Origin of the sequence: Natronococcus amylolyticus DSM 10524 (genome assembly GCF_000337675.1) — an archaeon.
Lineage (GTDB): Archaea > Halobacteriota > Halobacteria > Halobacteriales > Natrialbaceae > Natronococcus > Natronococcus amylolyticus.
The window spans coordinates 69,190-88,376 of record NZ_AOIB01000026.1 but is presented as its reverse complement, the minus strand read 5'-3'; the positions used below and the strand labels follow the sequence as shown (position 1 = coordinate 88,376).

The 19,187-nt window shown below is 68.6% G+C and carries 21 protein-coding genes; 15 read left to right on the top strand and 6 right to left on the bottom strand.

Annotated elements, in window-relative coordinates:
• The first annotated feature begins 102 nt into the window (after positions 1-102).
• The 10 genes from C491_RS12175 to C491_RS12130 all read left to right on the top strand — a co-directional run bounded on the left by C491_RS12175 (position 103) and on the right by C491_RS12130 (position 8,267).
• A complete protein-coding gene (locus C491_RS12175) occupies positions 103-489 on the top strand; it encodes a DUF5789 family protein (RefSeq protein ID WP_005556649.1) in 387 nt (128 codons plus the stop codon).
• A gap of 66 nt (positions 490-555) precedes the next feature.
• Complete coding sequence (locus C491_RS12170; protein WP_005556647.1) at positions 556-1,167, top strand: translation initiation factor IF-2 subunit beta; 612 nt, start codon at positions 556-558, stop codon at positions 1,165-1,167.
• A 49-nt stretch (positions 1,168-1,216) separates the two neighbouring features.
• Positions 1,217-2,416 carry a M24 family metallopeptidase gene (locus C491_RS12165; protein WP_005556645.1) on the top strand — a complete coding sequence of 400 codons (1,200 nt, stop codon included), beginning with the start codon at positions 1,217-1,219 and terminating at the stop codon, positions 2,414-2,416.
• A gap of 69 nt (positions 2,417-2,485) precedes the next feature.
• Positions 2,486-3,124 carry an HAD family hydrolase gene (locus tag C491_RS12160; RefSeq protein WP_005556643.1) on the top strand — a complete coding sequence of 213 codons (639 nt, stop codon included), beginning with the start codon at positions 2,486-2,488 and terminating at the stop codon, positions 3,122-3,124.
• A 55-nt stretch (positions 3,125-3,179) separates the two neighbouring features.
• Entirely contained in the window at positions 3,180-4,136 is a 957-nt protein-coding gene (gene cbiB, locus C491_RS12155; RefSeq protein ID WP_005556641.1) for an adenosylcobinamide-phosphate synthase CbiB, read from the top strand.
• Entirely contained in the window at positions 4,133-4,888 is a 756-nt protein-coding gene (cobS, locus tag C491_RS12150) for an adenosylcobinamide-GDP ribazoletransferase (RefSeq protein ID WP_005556639.1), read from the top strand. Before cbiB ends, cobS begins: the two co-directional genes overlap by 4 nt.
• Positions 4,888-5,448, top strand: a complete 561-nt coding sequence (locus tag C491_RS12145) for an NTP transferase domain-containing protein (protein WP_049891850.1) — start codon at positions 4,888-4,890, stop codon at positions 5,446-5,448. Before cobS ends, C491_RS12145 begins: the two co-directional genes overlap by 1 nt.
• Positions 5,439-6,482, top strand: a complete 1,044-nt coding sequence (cobT, locus tag C491_RS12140; RefSeq protein WP_005556635.1) for a nicotinate mononucleotide-dependent phosphoribosyltransferase CobT — start codon at positions 5,439-5,441, stop codon at positions 6,480-6,482. The genes C491_RS12145 and cobT overlap by 10 nt, the downstream gene beginning before the upstream one ends.
• The gene (locus tag C491_RS12135; RefSeq protein ID WP_005556632.1) at positions 6,472-7,500 is read left to right on the top strand and encodes a threonine-phosphate decarboxylase; all 1,029 of its coding nucleotides are present in this window, start codon (positions 6,472-6,474) and stop codon (positions 7,498-7,500) included. Before cobT ends, C491_RS12135 begins: the two co-directional genes overlap by 11 nt.
• A complete protein-coding gene (locus tag C491_RS12130) occupies positions 7,488-8,267 on the top strand; it encodes an adenosylcobinamide amidohydrolase (protein WP_005556631.1) in 780 nt (259 codons plus the stop codon). Before C491_RS12135 ends, C491_RS12130 begins: the two co-directional genes overlap by 13 nt.
• Before the next feature lie 11 nt (positions 8,268-8,278).
• Here C491_RS12130 and C491_RS12125 read toward each other — a convergent pair whose 3' ends face one another.
• Together C491_RS12125 and C491_RS12120 are read right to left on the bottom strand one after the other, a co-directional pair.
• Positions 8,279-10,108, bottom strand: a complete 1,830-nt coding sequence (locus tag C491_RS12125) for an asparagine synthase-related protein (RefSeq protein ID WP_049891821.1) — start codon at positions 10,106-10,108, stop codon at positions 8,279-8,281.
• 327 nt (positions 10,109-10,435) lie between these two features.
• On the bottom strand, positions 10,436-12,535 hold the full coding sequence (locus C491_RS12120; RefSeq protein ID WP_005556627.1) for a cation:proton antiporter: 2,100 nt from the start codon (positions 12,533-12,535) through the stop codon (positions 10,436-10,438).
• A gap of 135 nt (positions 12,536-12,670) precedes the next feature.
• Between C491_RS12120 and C491_RS12115 the strand changes: the two genes are divergently transcribed.
• Together C491_RS12115 and C491_RS12110 are read left to right on the top strand one after the other, a co-directional pair.
• A complete protein-coding gene (locus C491_RS12115) occupies positions 12,671-13,087 on the top strand; it encodes a hypothetical protein (RefSeq protein ID WP_005556626.1) in 417 nt (138 codons plus the stop codon).
• A gap of 101 nt (positions 13,088-13,188) precedes the next feature.
• On the top strand, positions 13,189-13,398 hold the full coding sequence (locus tag C491_RS12110) for a hypothetical protein (RefSeq protein WP_005556624.1): 210 nt from the start codon (positions 13,189-13,191) through the stop codon (positions 13,396-13,398).
• Positions 13,399-13,429: 31 nt separating this feature from the next.
• Here C491_RS12110 and dhaM read toward each other — a convergent pair whose 3' ends face one another.
• The 3 genes from dhaM to dhaK are packed head-to-tail and all read right to left on the bottom strand — an operon-like array spanning position 13,430 to position 15,575.
• Entirely contained in the window at positions 13,430-13,816 is a 387-nt protein-coding gene (dhaM, locus tag C491_RS12105; RefSeq protein ID WP_005556623.1) for a dihydroxyacetone kinase phosphoryl donor subunit DhaM, read from the bottom strand.
• Complete coding sequence (dhaL, locus tag C491_RS12100; RefSeq protein ID WP_005556621.1) at positions 13,816-14,562, bottom strand: dihydroxyacetone kinase subunit DhaL; 747 nt, start codon at positions 14,560-14,562, stop codon at positions 13,816-13,818. The genes dhaM and dhaL overlap by 1 nt, the downstream gene beginning before the upstream one ends.
• An 8-nt stretch (positions 14,563-14,570) precedes the next feature.
• Positions 14,571-15,575 carry a dihydroxyacetone kinase subunit DhaK gene (gene dhaK / locus C491_RS12095; protein WP_005556619.1) on the bottom strand — a complete coding sequence of 335 codons (1,005 nt, stop codon included), beginning with the start codon at positions 15,573-15,575 and terminating at the stop codon, positions 14,571-14,573.
• 199 nt (positions 15,576-15,774) lie between these two features.
• Between dhaK and C491_RS12090 the strand changes: the two genes are divergently transcribed.
• Entirely contained in the window at positions 15,775-16,782 is a 1,008-nt protein-coding gene (locus C491_RS12090) for an amidohydrolase family protein (RefSeq protein ID WP_005556617.1), read from the top strand.
• A gap of 66 nt (positions 16,783-16,848) precedes the next feature.
• Positions 16,849-17,109 carry an amphi-Trp domain-containing protein gene (locus C491_RS12085; protein WP_005556616.1) on the top strand — a complete coding sequence of 87 codons (261 nt, stop codon included), beginning with the start codon at positions 16,849-16,851 and terminating at the stop codon, positions 17,107-17,109.
• Positions 17,110-17,433: 324 nt separating this feature from the next.
• Here the strand turns inward: C491_RS12085 and C491_RS12080 are convergent, their stop codons facing one another.
• A complete protein-coding gene (locus tag C491_RS12080) occupies positions 17,434-18,321 on the bottom strand; it encodes a sulfurtransferase (RefSeq protein WP_005556614.1) in 888 nt (295 codons plus the stop codon).
• Between the two features lie 106 nt (positions 18,322-18,427).
• Between C491_RS12080 and C491_RS12075 the strand changes: the two genes are divergently transcribed.
• Entirely contained in the window at positions 18,428-19,150 is a 723-nt protein-coding gene (locus C491_RS12075) for a fumarylacetoacetate hydrolase family protein (RefSeq protein ID WP_005556612.1), read from the top strand.
• Positions 19,151-19,187: the final 37 nt, after the last annotated feature.

Here is a 19,187-nt window from a genome sequence, read left to right as displayed (position 1 = left end):
GTGACGGTTTCCCGGCGGAGTGGAAACCGGGGCGGAGCCGGGCTGGACGGCCCCGCCCTCGCCGGCCGGCCGCTTTTGTCGGGGCTCGTCGTACGACCGCGCATGAGCGACGACGGACCGAGTCGTGACCGCGCACAGGACCGGGCCGAACAACGCAAGTCCGAACGGGCCGACGAGGCCGAGTCGATCCTCGAGGCGGTCGAGCGCGACCTGGGATCGCTCGAGTACCCCGTCTCGAGCGAGGAGCTCGCGACCGAGTACGGCAGCGAGCCGATCGACATGCCCAACGAGACGGAGTCACTCGGCAGCGTCTTCGACCGGCTGGCCGGCGAGGAGTACGACTCGCCCGAGGAGGTTCGCGAGGCCGTCTACGGCGAACTCACGGGCGAGGCCGGCGACGCCCGCGAGGCCAACCCCGAGCGCGACCTCGAGGGTCTCGACGAGGAGGGACAGGGATCGGTCAGCGAGAGCGGCGGCGACGCCCTCTGAGCGTCCGATTCGGCCGCGGGCGCCGAGAACAGAACGGATTTACGTCAGCGACGTTTGGACTCGAGTATGGATTACGAATCGAGTCTCGACCGTGCGATGGACGAGGTTCCGGATATCGGCGGCGACGAGAGTCGACTGGAGATTCCGGACCCCCACGCCCAGAAGGACGGTGCGTTTACGCGGTTTACGAACCTCGGCGATATCGCCGACGTCCTCTCGCGCGAGGACGAACACCTTCACCGGTTCGTCCAGCGCGAACTGGGGACCAGCGGCAAGTTCGAGAGCGGCCGTGGCCGGTACAACGGGACCTTCTCCGAGCAGGACTTCAGTGCGGCGGTCGACGCCTACGTCGACGAGTACGTGCTGTGTTCGGAGTGTGGCCTGCCCGACACCCGCCTCGTCCGGGAGAACCGCACCCCGATGCTTCGCTGTGACGCCTGTGGTGCGTTCCGTCCCGTGACCAAGCGCTCGACGAGCAGCCAGCAGCAACAGCAGGCCGACGCCGTCGAGGAGGGCCAGACCTACACCGTCGAGATCACCGGCACGGGCCGGAAGGGCGACGGTGTCGCGGAGAAGGGCAACTACACGATCTTCGTCCCCGGCGCCGAGGAGGGCGACGTCGTCGATATCTACATCAAGAACATCTCCGGCAACCTGGCGTTCGCTCGAATCGACTGAGGCAGCACCGTCCTGAACGTTTTTGCCGTCGCTCCCACCTTGCTGTAGTATGCACGTTCCTCCGGCGGAGTTCGAGCGACGGCTGTCCGACGTCCGATCGCGGCTCGAGGGGATCGAGGCCGACGCGGGCGTCTGGTTCGGCGCGACGAGCATCGAGTACCTGACCGGCTTCGACCACATCCAGACCGAGCGCCCGGTCGCGCTCGCGGTGACCGACGAGCGGATCGCGATTACGGTCCCGCGACTCGAGGTCGAGCGCGTCGAGGAGAACCCGCGGATCGAGACGGTTCATCACTACCGCGACTACCCCGGCGGCCGCCCGATCGGGACCGTCGTCGGGATGCTCGAGGACCTCGACGTTACCAGGGTCGCCGCCGACGCCGACGGCGCGCCGGGGACGATGGGATATCAGGGTCCCGCCTTGAGCGAGTTTCTCGAGATCGACACCCAGAGCTGGGTCCCTCGCCTGCGCTGGGAGAAGTCGGACGCAGAGATCGACCTCATCCGGGAGTCCGCGAAGTGGGCGAACCTTGGCCACCGCTACCTCGCCGACTACACCGAGCCCGGCGTCCATCCCGCGACGGTGAGTCAGCGCGCCTCCACCGACGCCTCGCGGGTGATGCTCGATACGCTGGGCGACCGCTACGTCCCCCGAACCCGCGGCTCCGGCCCCGTCAGCGCGGGCTACATCACGGGCGAGCAGAGCCGGCTCCCCCACGGTCACACGGCGAACCGACGATTGGAGGATGGCGACGTCCTCGTGACCGGTGCGACGGCCAACGTCGACGGCTACCACTCGGAACTCGAGCGGACGATGTTCGTCGGCGAGCCAAGCGACGAGCAGATCCACTACTTCGAGCTCATGAAGGAGGCCCAGGAGATCGCGATCGACGCGCTCGGCCCCGGCGTCCCGATCGCCGACGTCGACCGCACCGTCGAGGCGTACTTCGAGGAGCAGGGCGTGGCCGACCTCGCCCAGCACCACGTCGGCCACAACATCGGCCTCGCGGGCCACGAACCACCGTATATCGACGAGGGGTGGGGCGACCACTGCGAGAGCGAGCACACGAGCTACGACGACGAGGACGCCGTGATCCGGCCGGGTCACGTCTGGACGATCGAGCCCGGGCTCTACACCGACAGCTACGGCTACCGCCACTCAGACACGATCGCCGTCACCGAGGGGGGAATCGAGTGGCTCACCTACTATCCCCGGGATCTCGAGTCGAACATCATCGGGCTCGAGTAACTCCGGATCCCGAGCCGACTCCGCACGCCGACCGCGAGAGTAAAGTCAGCTTGTGCTCGTTACGCGAACGTGGCAGTCTCGTTCGACCTCTTCGGCACGCTCGTCGACGTCGATCAGCCCGCGACGCCAGCGGAGGCCGTCGCCGACGAACTCGACTCTCGCGGCGTCGACGTCCCCACCGACTGGGCCGACGCCTACGCGAGCCCGCACGTCGACCCCCCCGAGAACGCGGAGGTACCGCTTCCGGCCCACGTCAGCCGCGCACTCGCGAGCCGCGGGGTCGAGTTCGAGAACAACGTCGTCAGACACGCGGTCGTCGCGGCGTTCGACCCCGACGTCGAGACTCGAGCGGGAGCGCTCGAGGCCGTCGCGGCCGCCCGCACCCGTGGGCCCGTAGCGATCTGCTCGAACTGCAGCGTGCCCGAACTCGTCGCCCGGACGCTCATCCGTGCCGACCTCGAGCGGGACGGGTTCGACGCTGTCGTTACGAGTGTCGCCTGCGGCTGGCGCAAACCCGCTCCCGAAATCTTCGAACTGACGGCCGACGAGCTCGGCGTCGCGCCATCGGAACTGATCCACGTCGGCGACGACCCCCGAACCGACGGCGGGATCGAGGACGTCGGCGGCACCGCGATCCTGCTCGAGGACGTCCCCCTCACTGACGTCCCCGAAACGCTGGCGAGCCTCGAGGGAGGTATCGAACCGTGAGCGCAAGCGCGAACACGAACGGAAACGCGAGCGACGCACGACCAACCTTATCCGTATGACGCTGACGACGGCCGCGCTGGTCGGGTTCGCCCTCGGCCTCGATCGCCTGGTCGGGGAGCCGCCGAACGCGGCCCACCCCGTCGCGTGGCTCGGCCGGCTCGTGGGGGCGCTCGATCGCCCCTGGAGCGACGACGACCGCGTCCAGCGACTGCTGGGCGTCCCGATCGCGCTCGTCATCCCGCTGATTCCCGCCGTCGCCGCGGGCGGGTTCGTCCTCGTCGCGGCGGCCGTCGACCCCGTTGCGGGCGCAGCCATCGCCGGACTCGTCCTCTACCTCACGACCAGCCTGCGAATGCTGCTTGAGCTCACGAGCGAGGTCGTCGCCGCGACCGCGGACGACCTCGAGACGGCCCGCGAGGGGATTCGGGGCCTCGTCGGACGCGACACCGAGGACCTTTCGCCCGCCGAACTCCGCAGCGCGGCTCTCGAGAGCGCGGCCGAGAACCTCGCGGACGGGCTGGTCGCGACGCTGCTTCCCTTCGCCGTCCTCGCCCCGTTCTCGCTGCCCGCCGCGGCCGCCGCAGCGGCCTGGATCAAAGGCGTCAACACGCTAGACTCGATGCTCGGCTACCCCTCGAAACCCCTCGGAACGGCGAGCGCGCGCCTCGACGATCTCGTGATGTGGCTCCCGTCCAGGCTGAGCGCCGTCACGATCGCCGTCGCCGCGGCCGACCCCGGGGCACTCGTCCGCGCTCGAGCGTGGGCCCGGACGCCCCCGTCGCCGAACTCGGGGTGGCCGATGGCGACGCTGGCCTGCGCGCTCCCGGTTCGGCTCCGCAAACCTGGCGTTTACGATCTGAACCCCGACGCCGCGCTCCCGACCCTCGAGGACGGCGAGCGGGCGACGAGACTGGTCTTCCGCGCGGCGCTGGTCGCGGCCGTCCTCGCGATCGCACTGGGAGTTGCGCTCGAGGCGCTCCTGTCGACCGCGGGCGCGGGGGTGGTCGCGTGAGGACCTGGCTCGGCGCCTGTCGGGGCGCCCTCGCCTTTCTCACGCGACTCCCCGTCGGCCACCGCGAGGGCGACTGGGAGACCTTCCGCTCGCGCCCGGCGACGTTCCCGCTCGTCGGGCTCGTCGTCGGCGCGCTGGCCGCGATCCCGCTGTTGGCCGCCGACGTCCTCGCGGCGCCAACGGTCGCGCTGGGCTACCTGCTCGCGGTCTACGTCGTCGTGGGGATCCACAACCTCGACGGGGTCGCGGACCTGGGCGACGCCCTCGTCGTTCACGGGGATCTCGAGCGCCGTCGGGAGGTATTGAAGGATACGACTACCGGAGTGGGCGCGCTCCTGGCCGTCTCGCTGACCGTTGCGGGGCTCGCGCTCGGCGCTCTCGGCGTCGCCGAGCTCCCGCCAGTGACGGCCGTCGGCGGCGCAATCGCCGCGGAGGTCGGCGCCAGGCTCGGGCTGGCCGCGATGGCCTGCTTCGGGACCGCGAGCCACGAGGGGATGGGGAGCCAGCTGACCGAAGCGACAGCCTCGGGTCAATTCATCGCGCCCGCGGTCTTCGTCCTCGGAGCCGCAGTACTCCTTTGGCCCCATCCCGCAGCGCTTGCCGTTCCGGGGGCGCTCGTCGGGGTCGCGCTCCCCTGGCTCTGGGCGCGGCGCAACCTCGGCGGCGTCAGCGGCGACGTCTTCGGTGCGGCCACCGAGATCGGCCGCGTCGTCGGACTGCACGCGGGGGTGATCGCGTGGACGCTCTCCTGATGTGCGGCGGGAGGGGGACCCGCCTCGAGAGCCCCTACGAGAAGCCGTTGCACCCGATCGCCGGGACGCCGATGGTCGATCGCGTGCTGGCTGGCCTCGAGGTGAGTCGGATCGAGACGGCCTTCGCGGTCGTCTCGCCGAACGCCCCCGAGACGGCCGACTATCTCGAGCGAACCGACGCCGTCCGGACGATCGAAACCGAGGGCGAGGGGTACGTGACCGACCTGCTCTCGGCCCTCGAGGATCCCGCGGTCGAGCCACCCGTGCTATCGGTCGCGGCCGACCTCCCGCTGCTCGAGGACGCGGTCGTCGATCGGGTCCTCGCGATCCACGGCGAGTGCGAAGCCTCGAGGACCGTCTGCGTCCCCGCAGCGCTGAAGCGCCGTCTGGGGGTCGGCGTCGACACCCGACTCGAGGACGCCCCTCACCTCGCACCGACCGGGGTCAACGTCGTCGGCACCGCGGAGGAATCCATGACACAGGTGAGCTACGACCCGCGACTGGCGGTGAACGTGAACCGACTCGAAGACGCCCGCATCGCGGAGGACCGATGCGAGTAGTCCTGACCGCGGGGACGACCGAGACGGCGCTGATCGACGGGATCAGCGCCGCGGGCGCGGCCCCGGAGCTGATGGCCCACACGCCCGCGGCCGACGCCGAGATCCTCGCTCACGGCGAGCCGATCGCCGCGCCCGTCGTACCCGTGAGTCCGACGGGCTGTCCGACGCCCGCGGCGGTGACCCGCGCGGTTCGGGAGGCCGTTGGCTTCGACCTGACGGTCGTCGACGCGGGTCTCGCGGAGCCGACCGCCGTGCCGACGGTCGATCTCGAGGCCGAGCCCGGAGCCGACGTCCGCGACCCCGTTGCCGTCCGCGGGGCCGAAGGGCTCTTTGAGCGCGCACGGGAGTACGGCCGCGAGCTTTCGGACGAGGAACTCCTGCTCGGCGAGACGATCCCGGGTGGGACGACGACCGCCCTCGGCGCACTGACCGCCCTCGGCGAGCCCGCTGGGGTGTCCTCGTCGCTGCCCGAGAACCCCCTCGAGCGAAAGCGACGCGTCGTCGAGCGCGGCCTCGAGGCGAGCGGACTCGAGCCGGGCGACTGCGAGGACGACCCCCTGCGGGCGATTCGGGTCGTCGGCGACCCCGTCCAGGCCGCCGTCGCCGGGATCGCAGCCGGGGCGCTCGAGGACGGGGCTCGAGTGATCCTCGCCGGCGGAACTCAAATGGTCGCGGTCGCGGCCCTCCTCCGACACGCCGGAATCGACGAGTCGATTCGGATCGCGACGACCTCATTCGTCGCCGACGAACAGGAGGAGGCTCTCCCCAAAGCGTGTGCCCGCCTCGACTGTGAGCTGACGGTCACCGACCCCGGCTTCGACGGGCACGATCACGTCGCGATGGCCCGTTACTGTGCGGGCGAGGCGAAGGAGGGTGTCGCGATGGGCGGCGCGCTCTCGCTCGTCTCTGACGGCAAGATGGGTGCGGTCAGGGATCGGCTCGAGGAGGTCTGCCGGCGACTCGGGATCGACGACGAGCGCGACGGAGCGATCGATGAACGGGCCGAGCGCCCGGAGGGAACGCATGGATCCTGACGCGATCCGCACCGCCGAGCGGGTGCCCCACGGCGGCGAGCCCGACCGCGAGATCCTGGACTTCTCGGCGAACACGAACCCCGAGACGCCCGACGGGACGGAACGGGTCTACCGGGACGCCCTCGAGGCGAGTCGACGCTACCCCGACGACGCCTACCCAGATTACCGGGCGGCCGGGGCCGAGTTCGTCGGCTGCGATCCCGAGCGCGTGATCCCGACGCCGGGCGGGTTAGCCGCGATCCGACTGACGATGGAGTGCATCCTCGAGCCCGGCGACAGCGCACTGGTCCCCTACCCCAGCTTCGGCGAGTACGCCCGCGAGGTTCAGCTGCAGGGTGCGACACCTGCGTTCGTCCACGCTGACAACGTACTCGAGATCGGGACCGACGCGCTCGCGGACTGCGCGCTGGCGGTCGTCTGCACGCCGAACAATCCCACGGGAGAGGCGGCCGACACCGACGCGCTCGCGGCGTTTGCCACCCGTTGTGGCAAGGCCGGAACGACCCTGCTGGTCGACGAGGCGTTCCTCGGGTTTACCGACCTCTCGTCGGTCACAGAGTTCGACAGCGAGGACGTCGTCGTCGCGCGCTCGCTCACGAAACTGTTTGGTCTCCCCGGGCTACGGGCGGGCTTTGCGGTCGCGAGCGGTGAGCTACGGGACGACCTCGAGACAGCCCGTCGGACCTGGTCGCTGGGAACGCCCGCCGCGCGGGTCGGCGCCTACTGTCTGCGCCAGGACGAGTTCGTCCGCGAGACCCGCACCCGGGTCGCCCGCGAGCGCGAGCGGATGTGGGAGGCGCTTTCGGCCCGCTTCGAGGTCGCCCCCTCGGACGCTCCCTACCTCCTGTGTGACGTCGGCGATCGGTGCGTGGCGGACGTCCTCGAGCGCGCTCGCGAGAACGGGGTCGCGATCCGGGACGCGACGACGTTCCGGGGACTGGACTCCCACGTCCGGGTGGCGGTCAAGGACCGCGAGGCGAACGATCGACTCCTCGAGGCGCTGGGGTGTCCGCCGTGAGCGACGGACCCCACCTCGAGAGCCGCAGACGGGACGGCGTCTTACGGCTCGCCCGACCGGAAACCGAGTGGCTCTCGACGGGGTGGAACGGCGGGCGCCAGCGGGCCGCCTGCGCGTACAACGTCTCGGTACCCGAGGGATGGGGTCGAACCGACCTCGAGGCGTACGCCGACGAACGGCTCGAGCGGGCCGGCTTCGAGGATCCGGGTCCCGTGCTGTTTACGGGCGTCGACGTCGCCGACGCACGGGGCGCACACTGCGGCCCGGTGACCGCGTACGCGACCGCGGGGATCTCGAACCCCGCGGCGCTGCCGATGGAGCCGTCGGGTGGCTCGCTCGAGTCCTCGAGCGCCGGAGATTCGGACTCCGGGTCGCCCACCGGAACCGTCAACGTCGTCGTGTACGCCGACCGCCGGCTCGCCGACGGGGCACTGGCGAACCTCCTCGCGGTCGCCGCGGAGGCGAAGGCGGCGACGCTGCTCGCCGAGACGGGATTTCCGGGAACGACGACCGACGCGATCATCGTCGGCCACGACCCCGGCGGCGAGCCAGCGGCGTTTTCCGGGAGCGCGACAACCGTCGGGGCGTCGACTCGAGCCTGCGTTCGTGACGCCGTTCGAGCCTCGCTGCGGGCCCACTACAGACCCGACAGCGACGTAGAATGCCCCGACTCGCTCGAGGACGCGGCCTACGGCGTCTCGACCGACGTTCGGGCGCAGGTGCTCGAGCCCGGGCTCGGGGTGGCCGACGGCGAGCCCGAAGGGTAGTCGACGCGTTCTCAGTGCCGTTTCTGCATCACGGGCCGAGCCTGTGTTGGCTGTCGTACGCGTGATTCGATCGGGTCGAGCGCGGCGACGAGGGTCGCCAGCTGGTATCGCTGATGCGGGCGGTGGCCGCTTCCGTCCCAGGCGATCCGCTGGATTTCCTCGGCCGAGAAGTGGCGACCGAGCCCGTCGGCATCGGCGACGGCCTCGGCGAGCAGCTGCCGGGAGTGGATCCCGCCCCCACTACCCTGGGACTCCACGAGGGAGCGGACGCGTTCTTTCAGCGCCGGCCGCGCGCCGAGCCAGCCGTAGGCGAACTTCTTGGCCCTGTACTCGACGGAGGTGATCGGGACGCCGAAATCGACGTACTCGATCTCGGCGAGCTCCCTCGAGAGCAGGGAGAGAAACTCGCGGTACAGCTCGGTCCCCGCCTTCTGCTCGGGCGGGCAGGCCATCGCCGCCGCGAACAGGTCCGGCGCGTAGAACGGCGTCGTCGTCCAGAGATGGTGGCGGGTCCGGTCCTCGCCGTGGTTGAGCATGTTGATGCCGCGCTCGCGGATCAGGAAGTGGACGTGAGCCCCCTCGAGCGTCGCCTCGGAGTAGGCGTCGATCCGCTCGGCGACGGAGTCGACGAGGCGATCCGCGTCGAGGCCGATCACGTCCTCGATCTCGTCCGGTGCGAACTGCTGATTCGTTCGGACGAGCGTCTCGACGAGCTCCGTCCTCGAGTCGACCGCAGTCGGCGGCGTGAGGTCGGGGAAGATCTTGTCCCCGCCGTCGCCGGTTACCAGGGCCGCTCCCGGGTGGTCGGCGGCGAGCTGCTCGGCGAAGTCGAGACCCAGCGACATGCCGACGGTGTTCATCCCCTGAGTCATCTCCAGTAGGGCCTTCCGGTGGCGCTCGGTCCTGTCGACGAAGTACGACGACCACGGCACGTCGAGGGAGTGGGCGACCTTACGAGCAACGTTCGCTTCGTCGGCGTTAGCGCCGTCCTCCCGTACCGACGTCGCGGCGAGCAGCGTCCCCCCGGACGCGCGGCCCAGCACCGCGTCATAGCCGGCGATAGCCGCGCGCGAGTCGAGCCCGCCGCTCAGCGAGACGATCGAGGTCTCGACCGTTCCGGCGCGTCGGCGACACGCCTCGACGAAACGGTCCGTCAGCGCGCGAGCGTTCTCGGCGACGCTCCGATCGTCGTTCTCGTAGCGGTCGAACCGGAACTCGTGGAGCGACGTGACCTCGTCGCGCTCGACCTCGAGCAGCGAGCCCGGCGGCAGCTGTCGAATGCCGTCGAACGGCGTCCGGGTTCCAAGCGGGTAACCGAACAGCAGCATCTGTCCGAGACCGAGCCGGTCGACGCCGACGGGTCGTCCCTCGAGGACGGCCGCGAGCCGCCGGGCGACTTTGAGCTCGCGGGTGACGATCGTCGTGTCTCCGACCGTAGTACGGTAGGTCGGGAGCCGTCCGAAAACGTCGTTGACGACCCAGGTACTCCCGCTCGCGCGGTCGACGACGGTGATGAGAAAGTCACCGTCACGCGTCGCCACCCACTCCGACAAGCGCTCGACGTTCCCCTCGTCGATCCACGCCGCCACGTTCCGGAGCGCGGCCTCGGTATCGCGGCGATCGTAGATCCGACCCTCCAGCAGGATCGTCCACTCGTCGGTTTCGACGACCTCGGTCGGATACGTGTCGTACCCGGTGGACGCGACCGTCCCCTCGGCGTTCCGAACCACCGTTTCGCGATCGTAGGACTCGGTAAAGCAGACGGAATCGAGGACGCGATCGACCCTCCCCTGTTCGTGAGCGTTCCCCCCGCAACACCTGACAATAGTCGTTCCAGGCATCCGTTAGCAATCTTCCCCATCCCGTGATCAATTCAACGGTTTGTCAATTAATCCGAGATGTAGATTTTATTTGAAAAAGTTAAATATTCTTATGTTAGTGCTGTGTCCTTCCTGCTTCGTGTTACTCGTATACCGCCGAACGGTCGTGACGCGAGGGTCCCCACGTCTTCGCTGGCTCGGTCGACGCGCTGATCTGCGGCCTGATCGACGACATTCGAGTCGACTCCGGCGTTCGGACGGTTTCGACTTACCGCCGGTCGGCCGAGCGACGAGGCCGGGTCGATCCCCTGCAGACCTCGACCCCAACGTCGACCCCGACCCGCGTCGCTACGTGAGCCGGAGGAACCGCCGATCGTCCTCGCGTTCTTCCGTCGCGGGATACATGATCACGAAGTTGCCCGCCGTGAGCCGGGAGATGCGCTTGGGGAGCGTCTGCAACTCGGGATGCCAGCCGGGGTCGTCTCGGCGGGAGCTCACGCAGACGACGAGATCCTCGGCCCGAACGTTCTCGCGCAGCCGCGAGCGAAGGGCCGTCCAGTCTGCCACCGACTCGATCGCCCCCGAGCCGTCTGGCTCGACGGCGGCGGCCAGCCCCTCGAGCCGTTCGGGATCGTCCTCGAGCGCGAGGACGCGGATCGGCGCTCCGGTTCGCTCGGCGACGAGTTTCGCCGTGTGGACCGCCTCCTGGAAGCCGTCGTTGCGGTCGATCCCCGGCGGGAGGACCAGGACGATTCGACGGGTCGTGTTGAGCGGTTCGTGAACCCGCCCGACGAGCGTCAGCTGGGTGGTTCGACGCAGCACCTGATCGATCGTGTGGCCGAACACCCGCTGTTCCCGCGAGCGGGCGCCGTCCCAGCCGATGACCAGCGACGTGATTCGGTTCTCGAGCGCCGAGCGGACGATCCCCGAGGCGACGTTGTGATCGATCCGCGCGCGGCCCTCGAGGGGAACCTCCGCACCCGCGGCGTACTCCTCGAGGGTCTCGAGCCGGTCCTCGGCCGCGTCGACCCTGGATCGGGTTCGCGCGACCGACTCCGGGCGAACGACCGAGACCGCGCGCACCGGCTCCCCGACGCGCGGGTCGCGGATCGCGAAGGCGAGATCCAGCAGCGATTCGGCGTGTCGGGACTCGCTCGACACCGGGACGAGGATCCGCTGTGGCGTCTCGCTGGGATCGTAGGGTCGCTGCTCGCGGTTCCGGGCGAGGATGCCGCCGGAGCGCTCGACGACGGCGGGACTGACGAGGGCGACGACGAGGATCATCAGCACGACCGCGTTGATCATCTCGAGTCCGAACCCGGGGACGCCGGCGTCGAAGCCGATCTGGACGATCGCCAGCGCGGCGGCGGCCTGGCCGACCGAGAGCCCGAACATGCTCCGGATCTCGTCGCGATCGTACCCGTAGAGCCGTCCGGTCGCCCACGCCGCGGCGTACTTCGTCGTGAAGACCATGACGATCAGCGAGCCGGCGATCACCAGCGTGTCGGCGCCCGCGAGGAGGACGCGAACGTCGACGAGCATCCCGACCGACAGCAGGAAGAAGGGGATAAAGAGGGCGTTGCCGACGAACTCGATGCGGTTCATCAGCGGGCCCGTCTCCGGAACCAGGCGGTTGAGCGCGAGCCCGGCCAGGAAGGCGCCGACGATGTGCTCGACACCGGCGAGCTCGGCCAGGAACGCACAGAGAAAGAGGACGGCCATCACGAACAGGAACTCGAAGTAGCTCTCCTCTGCGTGGCCGCGAAAGAACCAGCGCCCGAGCCGGGGGACGAGCAGCCAGATGCCGACGAAGAAGACGGTCAGCCCGACGCCGAGCTGGAGCCAGAACGCGGCGTCGAGCGCCCCGTCGGTGGAGGCGATGACGACCGCGAGCACGAGCAGAGCGAGAGTGTCGGTCAGGATCGTTCCGCCGATCGTCGCGGTCACCGCCTCGTTGTTCGCGATTCCGAGACGGTTGACCACGGGATAGGCGAGCAGCGTGTGCGAGGCGAAGATGGCGGCGAACAGCGACGCCGCCGCGAGGGTCAGATCGAGGAGGTAGACGCCCACGACCGTGCCGACGGCCTGCGGGATGAGAAAGGAGAGCAGCCCGAAGACGACGCTGCGGTCCTTGTACTCGACGAACTGGTTGAGGTTGATCTCGAGGCCCGCGACGAACATCAGGTAGACCAGCCCGACCTCGCCGAGCAGCTGGATCGTCTCGTCGCGCTCGAGCAGGTGGACGCCGTTGGGGCCGATCGCCGCACCGACGAGGATGATCCCGACGATCCCCGGCAGCCGATAGCGCTTGAGGACCAGCGGAGCGACAAGAAAGATCACCATCGCGAGTCCGAAGATGAGGATCGGATCGTCGAACGGGATCGAGATCGGCGACTCTCCTGCGACGGCAGCGACGTTCGGCGCACCCGCGCCCCGATGGAGCCACATCGTCCGACCGTTACCCGCCCGACACATCAAGGACTAGCTATTCCATTGCCGGGTCGGTCCCGAAACGTCGACCGACGGCGCTGATGCGAGGGCGACCCGCCGCCGTTAACACCGCTGAATCCGTACCGGGAGTCGATGACAGCCGATGCGGATCCGTCGGCGATTCGCTCGATCGCCGTCTCGAGAGACGACGTCGTCGACGCCTTCGTTTACGGACGCGAGAATCCCGGAGCGGCGGTCCTTCGCATGACACCCCCGTTCCACGGTCGGATGCGGGCCCGGATTCACGTCTACCGCGCCGACGACACCCGCGTGACCGGCGCCGTCCACGTCCAGCCCGAGACGCTCCTCGAGGACGAGACAGTCGCGAACTACCCGACCCTCGAGGACGAACGCGAGGAGGCGCCGTCGGGGGAAACCGAGGAGGTCCGAAAGCGCCACGCCGAGGCGGTCGACGCGTGGCGGGAGCGAGCGCGGGAGGCGATCGTCGAGACGGTCGCGCTCGAGACCGCCGACGGCTCGACGACCGTTTCGGTCAAACCTCTCGAGTAGCCCGTCGAGCCGGTCGAACTCGACGTCCGATCCGCCGTCCCGTACTTTCACTTTCACTCCGGACGGCTCGGATTGACGTGCTGTCCGCCCGATCGATAGGTATGTCCCAGACCGTACTGCGGATCGACGCCCGGAGCCAGCGAACCGAGCCGACCGACGCCGCCGCGACGGTCGAGGCACCCAGACGCCGAGTCGACGTCTCCTCACTGCACCTCGACGAGATCCAGACCTACGTCGACGCGAACCTCGAGACCGACCGCGTCTCCCTCGAGCGTCGCGGCTCTCGAACCTTCCTTCTGGTCGAACGCTGACGGTCGCTCGGCCGCCGGTAGCCACGAACGATTACAGCTTCGAGACGCCAGCCGCCTCTTCAGCAGCCTCGCGAACCGCCTCGACGGTCGCGTTCGGCGCGGTCGCCGCGACGGCCGCGTTGAGCGCCCCCTCGAGGACCGGTGCGTCCGCGACGACCGCCTCGTCGACGGCGGCCTCCTCGAGGGCGAGTTCGGCGTTCATCACGGCGCTCCCGAGGTCGACGAGAACGACGACGCCCTCGCCGCTCCCGTCAGCCGCCTCGACCGCCTCGCGGATCGGCTCCGGCGTCGTCCCGATTTGGCCGTCCCCGGTTCCGCCGACGGCCTCGATCCGGACGTCGCCGCCCATCTCCCGGGCGATCTCGCGGATCCCCTCGGCGGCTCGTTCGCTGTGTGAGACCACGACGATGCCGACCATCAGCTCCCTCCGTCGCTGTTCGCGCTTTCGTCAACTTCTCCGCCGGCGGCCGGCTCCGCGAGTTCCTCGGGGTCGACGTCGGCTTCGGCGTCGGTTTCGACGTCGCCGTCGAGGTGTTCCCTCGCGACCTCGAGCAGCTCCTCAAGCAGGTAGAGGGTGCTCGTCGCGCCGGGGTCCTGGTGGCCGACGGAGCGCCAGCCGAGATAGGACGCCCGCCCCTTTTTGGCGCGTATCGGGGTCGTAAACGCCACGCCGCGCTCGGCCGCGTCGACGGCCTTTCCGAGCGCCTCGAGGGGGTCACAGTCGTCGACCTCGATCGACTTCTTGTAGGTGTGGACCGCCGGCGTGATCGCGTCGACCATCGTCTTGTCCCCGACGGACGCCTTCCCTCGCTCCTCGACGGTCTCGAGGTACCGTTCGGCGAACGCGACCGACGACTCGGCGGTAACTCCCTCCTCGAGTTCCCCGCTCGCTTTCATCAGCGAGCCGCCGTACAGCGGGCCGGCGGCGCCGCCGACCTCCGAGACGAGCGCGACGCCGACGGTCTTGACGAGTGTGGCGGGGTCGTCATCGGCGTCCTCGAGTCGCTCCAGGGCGGCCTGGAACCCGCGGTTCATGTTCGCGCCGTGGTCGGCGTCGCCGATCGCGGAGTCGAGGTCGGTCAGAACGGACTTCTCAGCCGCCATCCGGTCGGCCATCGCCGCCGTCGCCTCGCGGATCGCCTCGGCCTGAGCTTCTCGGTCCATCCCGGAGTTCAGCCCTCCGTCACGGTCAATCCGGGTGTCTCGGCCGGGTACGCGAGCAGCTCCTTCAGCTCGTCGTCGAGTTCGAGCACCGTGATCGAACACCCCATCATGTCCAGGGAGGTCATGTAGTCACCGACGCGGGCGTTCCAGGTCTCGAGGCCGCGATCCTCGAGCAACGCCTGGAGTCGGCGGTTGACGACGTACAGCTCCATCAGCGGCGTCCCACCCATCCCGTTGACGATCGTCGCGACCTCGGCGCCCGACTCGACCCCGAGGTCCTCGAGGACGGCCTCGGCGAGGTGGTCGGTGATCTCGTCGGCGGACATGATCTCGGTGCGTTCGGTGCCCGGTTCGCCGTGGATGCCGATCCCGAGCTCGATCTCGTCCTCGCCGAGGTCGAACGTCGCCTCGCCCTTCTCGGGCGTGACACAGGAGGTGAGCGCCGTCCCCATCGTTCCGACGCGGTCGGTTACTTTCTCGGCGACGCGTTCGATCTCCGCCAGGTCGGCGCCCCGGTGGGCCATCGCGCCGGCGGCCTTGTGGACGAAGATCGTCCCGGCGACTCCACGACGGCCCGAGGTGTACAGCGAGTCCTCGACGGCGACGTCGTCGTCGACGACGACGTACCCGACGTCGGTATCGGCCTCCATCTCGGCCATCTCGATCGCCGTCTCGAAGTTCATCACGTCGCCCTCGTAGTTCTTGACGACGCAGAACACCCCCTCGCCGCCGTCGCATGCCTGGATCATCTCGCTCAGCTGGTCGGCCGTCGGCGAGGTGAAGACCTCGCCCGCGGCCGCGCCGTCGAGCATCCCGTCCCCGATGTAGCCTGCGTGGGTCGGCTCGTGACCGCTGCCACCGCCCGAGACGATGCCGACCTTTCCCTCGACCGGAGCATCGGCACGGACGACCACCTCCGTTCCCTCGAGCCGGCGCAGTTCGGGGTGGGCCGCGACCATCCCCTCGAGCATCTCGTCGACGGCCGCATCCGGTTCGTTGATGAGCTTCTTCATACTTCCTACGGATATCGTGGACACATAGCATGATAACGCTTGCTCGCAACCACGTCGCTCGAGAAGCGATCGACCTGGAGGGAACGGCGAGAACTCCATTCGCCGGCGAGGCATCATCGACGAGACAACGGGTACGGAACTGGTCGGAACCCCGACCGGTCCCCCTCGGGATTTTCACGGCGTCGGTGGGAGAGCGCGTATGGACGAACACGGACCCGGAGCGGACGACGGATCGACAGCCGACGATCGGCGGACGACGCGACGCCGAACGCTCGAGGGCGCCGCGGGGATCGCCGCGGCCGGAACGATCGGCGGCACTGGGTCCGTCGGCGCGGACCAGAGGCAGACACAGCGGGACGACGACCTCGAGGACGAGCCGCTCGTCGACGCCCACTGTCACCTGATCCCCGAGGAGACCCTGGGCCGAGAGCCGCTCTCGGCCGACGACCTCGTGGCGTGGATGGACGACAACGGCATCGACCGCGCGGTCGTGCTGGCGCTCGACTCCCCCGAGAGCTACCCCGTGCTCGCCTCGAGCCCGTGGATCCTCGAGCAGGTCGAACCCTACCCGGAGCGCCTGCTCCCGTTCTGTACGATCGATCCCCGAACGCTCGTCTACGGCGAGGACGCCGCCGAGGAGCTGCTCGAGCGCTACGTCGAGCGGGGCGCCCGGGGGTTCGGCGAGCTGAAAGCCGGCGTGGCGATCGACGACTCCCGTGCCGAACGGATCTACGAGCTGGGCGCCGAGCACGAGCTCCCGATCCTGTTTCACACCGACGAGAAGGCGATGATGGACGAAGTCGGACTGCCGAGACTCGAGGACGTCGTCGCCTCCTTTCCGGAGGTGGACTTCCTCGCACACGCCCACGGCTGGTGGGCTCACGTCGCAACCGACGTCGAGGAGGCTGATCTCGGGGACTACCCCGACGGCGAGATCGACGAGCCCGGTCGCGTCCCGGAGCTGCTCGAGCGATACGACAACCTCTACGGCGACCTCTCGGGGATCTCGGGCTGGAACGCGCTGACACGGGATCCCGCGTTCGGACAGGTATTCCTCGAAGCACACTCGGAGCAGCTGATCTTCGGCACCGACTACATCTATCCCGGCCAGGCGGTCCCGCAACTCGAGCTGTTCGACCGGTTCGACCTCGATCGCTCGGCGCGGGAGGCGATCCGGTATCGGAACCTCGAGGACGTGCTCCGCTAGGGTCGCAATACTGGGCCTGCCACTTCGTCGCCAACGTATATCAGTTCGGACGGTGGGTACACGTACATGGCAGAGAAGACGGACCACGAGGAGGACGTCTCGCGCGAGGAAGCAGCCGACCTCTTGCAGGATCTGGCTCGGGAGATCCGCGGACAGGGCGCAGGCCCGATCGACGTACAGGTCGGCAACAAGACGCTGGCGCTGACGCCCTCCTCGACGCTCGAGTACGGAATCGAGGTCGAGGAACGCTCGCCGATGCTCGGCGGCGAACGCGAGGAGATCACCGTCACGCTCGAGTGGGAGGTCGACGACGAGCCCACCGAGTGAGTCGGGAGTAGCCGACTCGTCGTGCCCGGCACGGCGCTCGAGCGATCGGTGCTCGAGTCGCCGATAGCGGTCTCGAACGACGAACCCGTCTGAGCGCCCCGCAGGACCGAATTCGCGCAGCTCTCACTCGCCCCGCTCGAGGACTGGGTGGTGCGACGTCCTCGTGTCGATCCCGTTCTCGGGAGAAGGTCGTCGCCCTGCTCGCGGGTCACGTTCGTTCCCCGCTCACTTTTCCGAGAGTTCGTTCGTTGCATTCACTCACTCTCGCCCTGCTCGCGGGTCGCTGTCGCTCCCCGCTCGCTTTTCGGGAGAATTTCGCTTCGCTCAATTCTCTCCCTTCTCTATCGGCGCCCGAATCAAATTCCCCCACTCGGTCCAGGAGCCGTCGTAGTTGTGGACGTCCTCGTAGCCGAGCAGTTCGTGCAGGGCGAACCAGGCGATTGCCGACCGTTCGCCGACTCGGCAGTAGGTGACGACGCTCTCGTCGCCGTCGATCCCCGAATCGGCGTACAGTTCCTCGAGCTCGTCGGGTCCCTTGAATCGGCCGTCGTCGCGCAGGTTCGTCTTCACGGGGACGTTCGAGGCGCCGGGGATATGGCCGCCGCGCTGGGCGGTCTCCTGGAGTCCTTCGGGTGCGATAATCTCACCCGAGAACTCCTCGGGCGAGCGGACGTCGACCATCGGGATGCCGGCCTCGCGAGCCTTGTCGACGTCGTCCTGGTAGGCGCGGATGCTCTCGAAGGGTCCCTTTGCGGTGTACTCGACGGCATCGAACTCTGGTTCCTCGTCGGTTAGCGGGTAGTCCTCGTTGACCCAGTAGTCCTTCCCGCCGTCGAGGACGCGGGCGTCCTCGTGGCCGTAGTACTTGAACTCCCAGTAGGCAAAGAGCGCGAACCAGTTGGGGATCCAGCCGTTCCCGTAGAAGACGACCGTCGACTCCTCGCCGATGCCGCGGTCGCCGACGACTCGCTCGAAGTCCTCCTTCTTGAGGATGTCCCGCTGGTCCGAATCGGAGAGGTCCTCGTCCCACTGCATTCCGATCGCGCCCGGAATATGACCCTCGTCGTACCGCGAGGGGAAGTCGCCCTCGTCGGGCGACTCGGGACTGTTGACCTCCACGAGACGGTAGTCGGGATCGTCGGCCTGGAACTCCTCGAGGTGGTCTTCGACCCAATCCGCCGAAACCAACACGTCGGTGTCGTACTCGCTCATGCGAGGGGTGCTCCGACGAGCAGCGAGAAAAGGGTAACACGGTCCGAGCCGACACGTCCGAAACCGGATCGGTACACATACGCCGCTGGACTGACGACCACCGCCAATGCGACTCGCGAGAATCGAGACGGCCGACGGACCGGTAACCGGACAGTACGAGGACGGCGTCGTCCACACGGACGGCGACGAGTACGAGGTCGGCGTCGACGGCGACCTCCTCCCGCCCTGCGAGCCATCGGCAATGTACTGCGTCGGGCGCAACTACGCCGAGACGCTCGACCAGATGGAGTACGAGCGTCCCGAGGAGCCCGACTTCTTCATCAAGCCGCCGGCGTCGCTTTTGGCCCACGAAGAGCCCATCGAGTACCCCGAGTTCACCGAGGAGCTGACCTATGCCGGCGAGCTCGCGGCCGTGATCGACGAGCGTTGTCACGACGTTTCCGAGGACGAGGTCCCCGACGTCGTCCGCGGCTACACGATCATGAACGACGTCGATGCCCTCGACCAGCAGGGTCGCACGGCGAGAAAGGCGTTCGACGGCTCCGGCCCGCTGGGGCCGTGGCTCGAGACCGACCTCGATCCGCGGGAAATCGACATGCACACCGACATCGGTGACGAGCGACGCCAGGACGCGAACACGGAGCTCATGCTGTTCGACCCCTACGAGATCGTCTCCTATCTCTCGAGGCGGTTTACGTTCCGTCCCGGCGACGTCGTCGCCTTCGGCAGCCCCGCGAACCCGGGGCTGGTCGAACCCGGCGACACCGTCGAGATCACCTACGAGGGCGTCGGCACGCTTCGAAACGAGATCGTCGACTCGAGCGAGTAGTCGCTCGCCGCCTATTTTACAACTGCGTCGGAGAGGC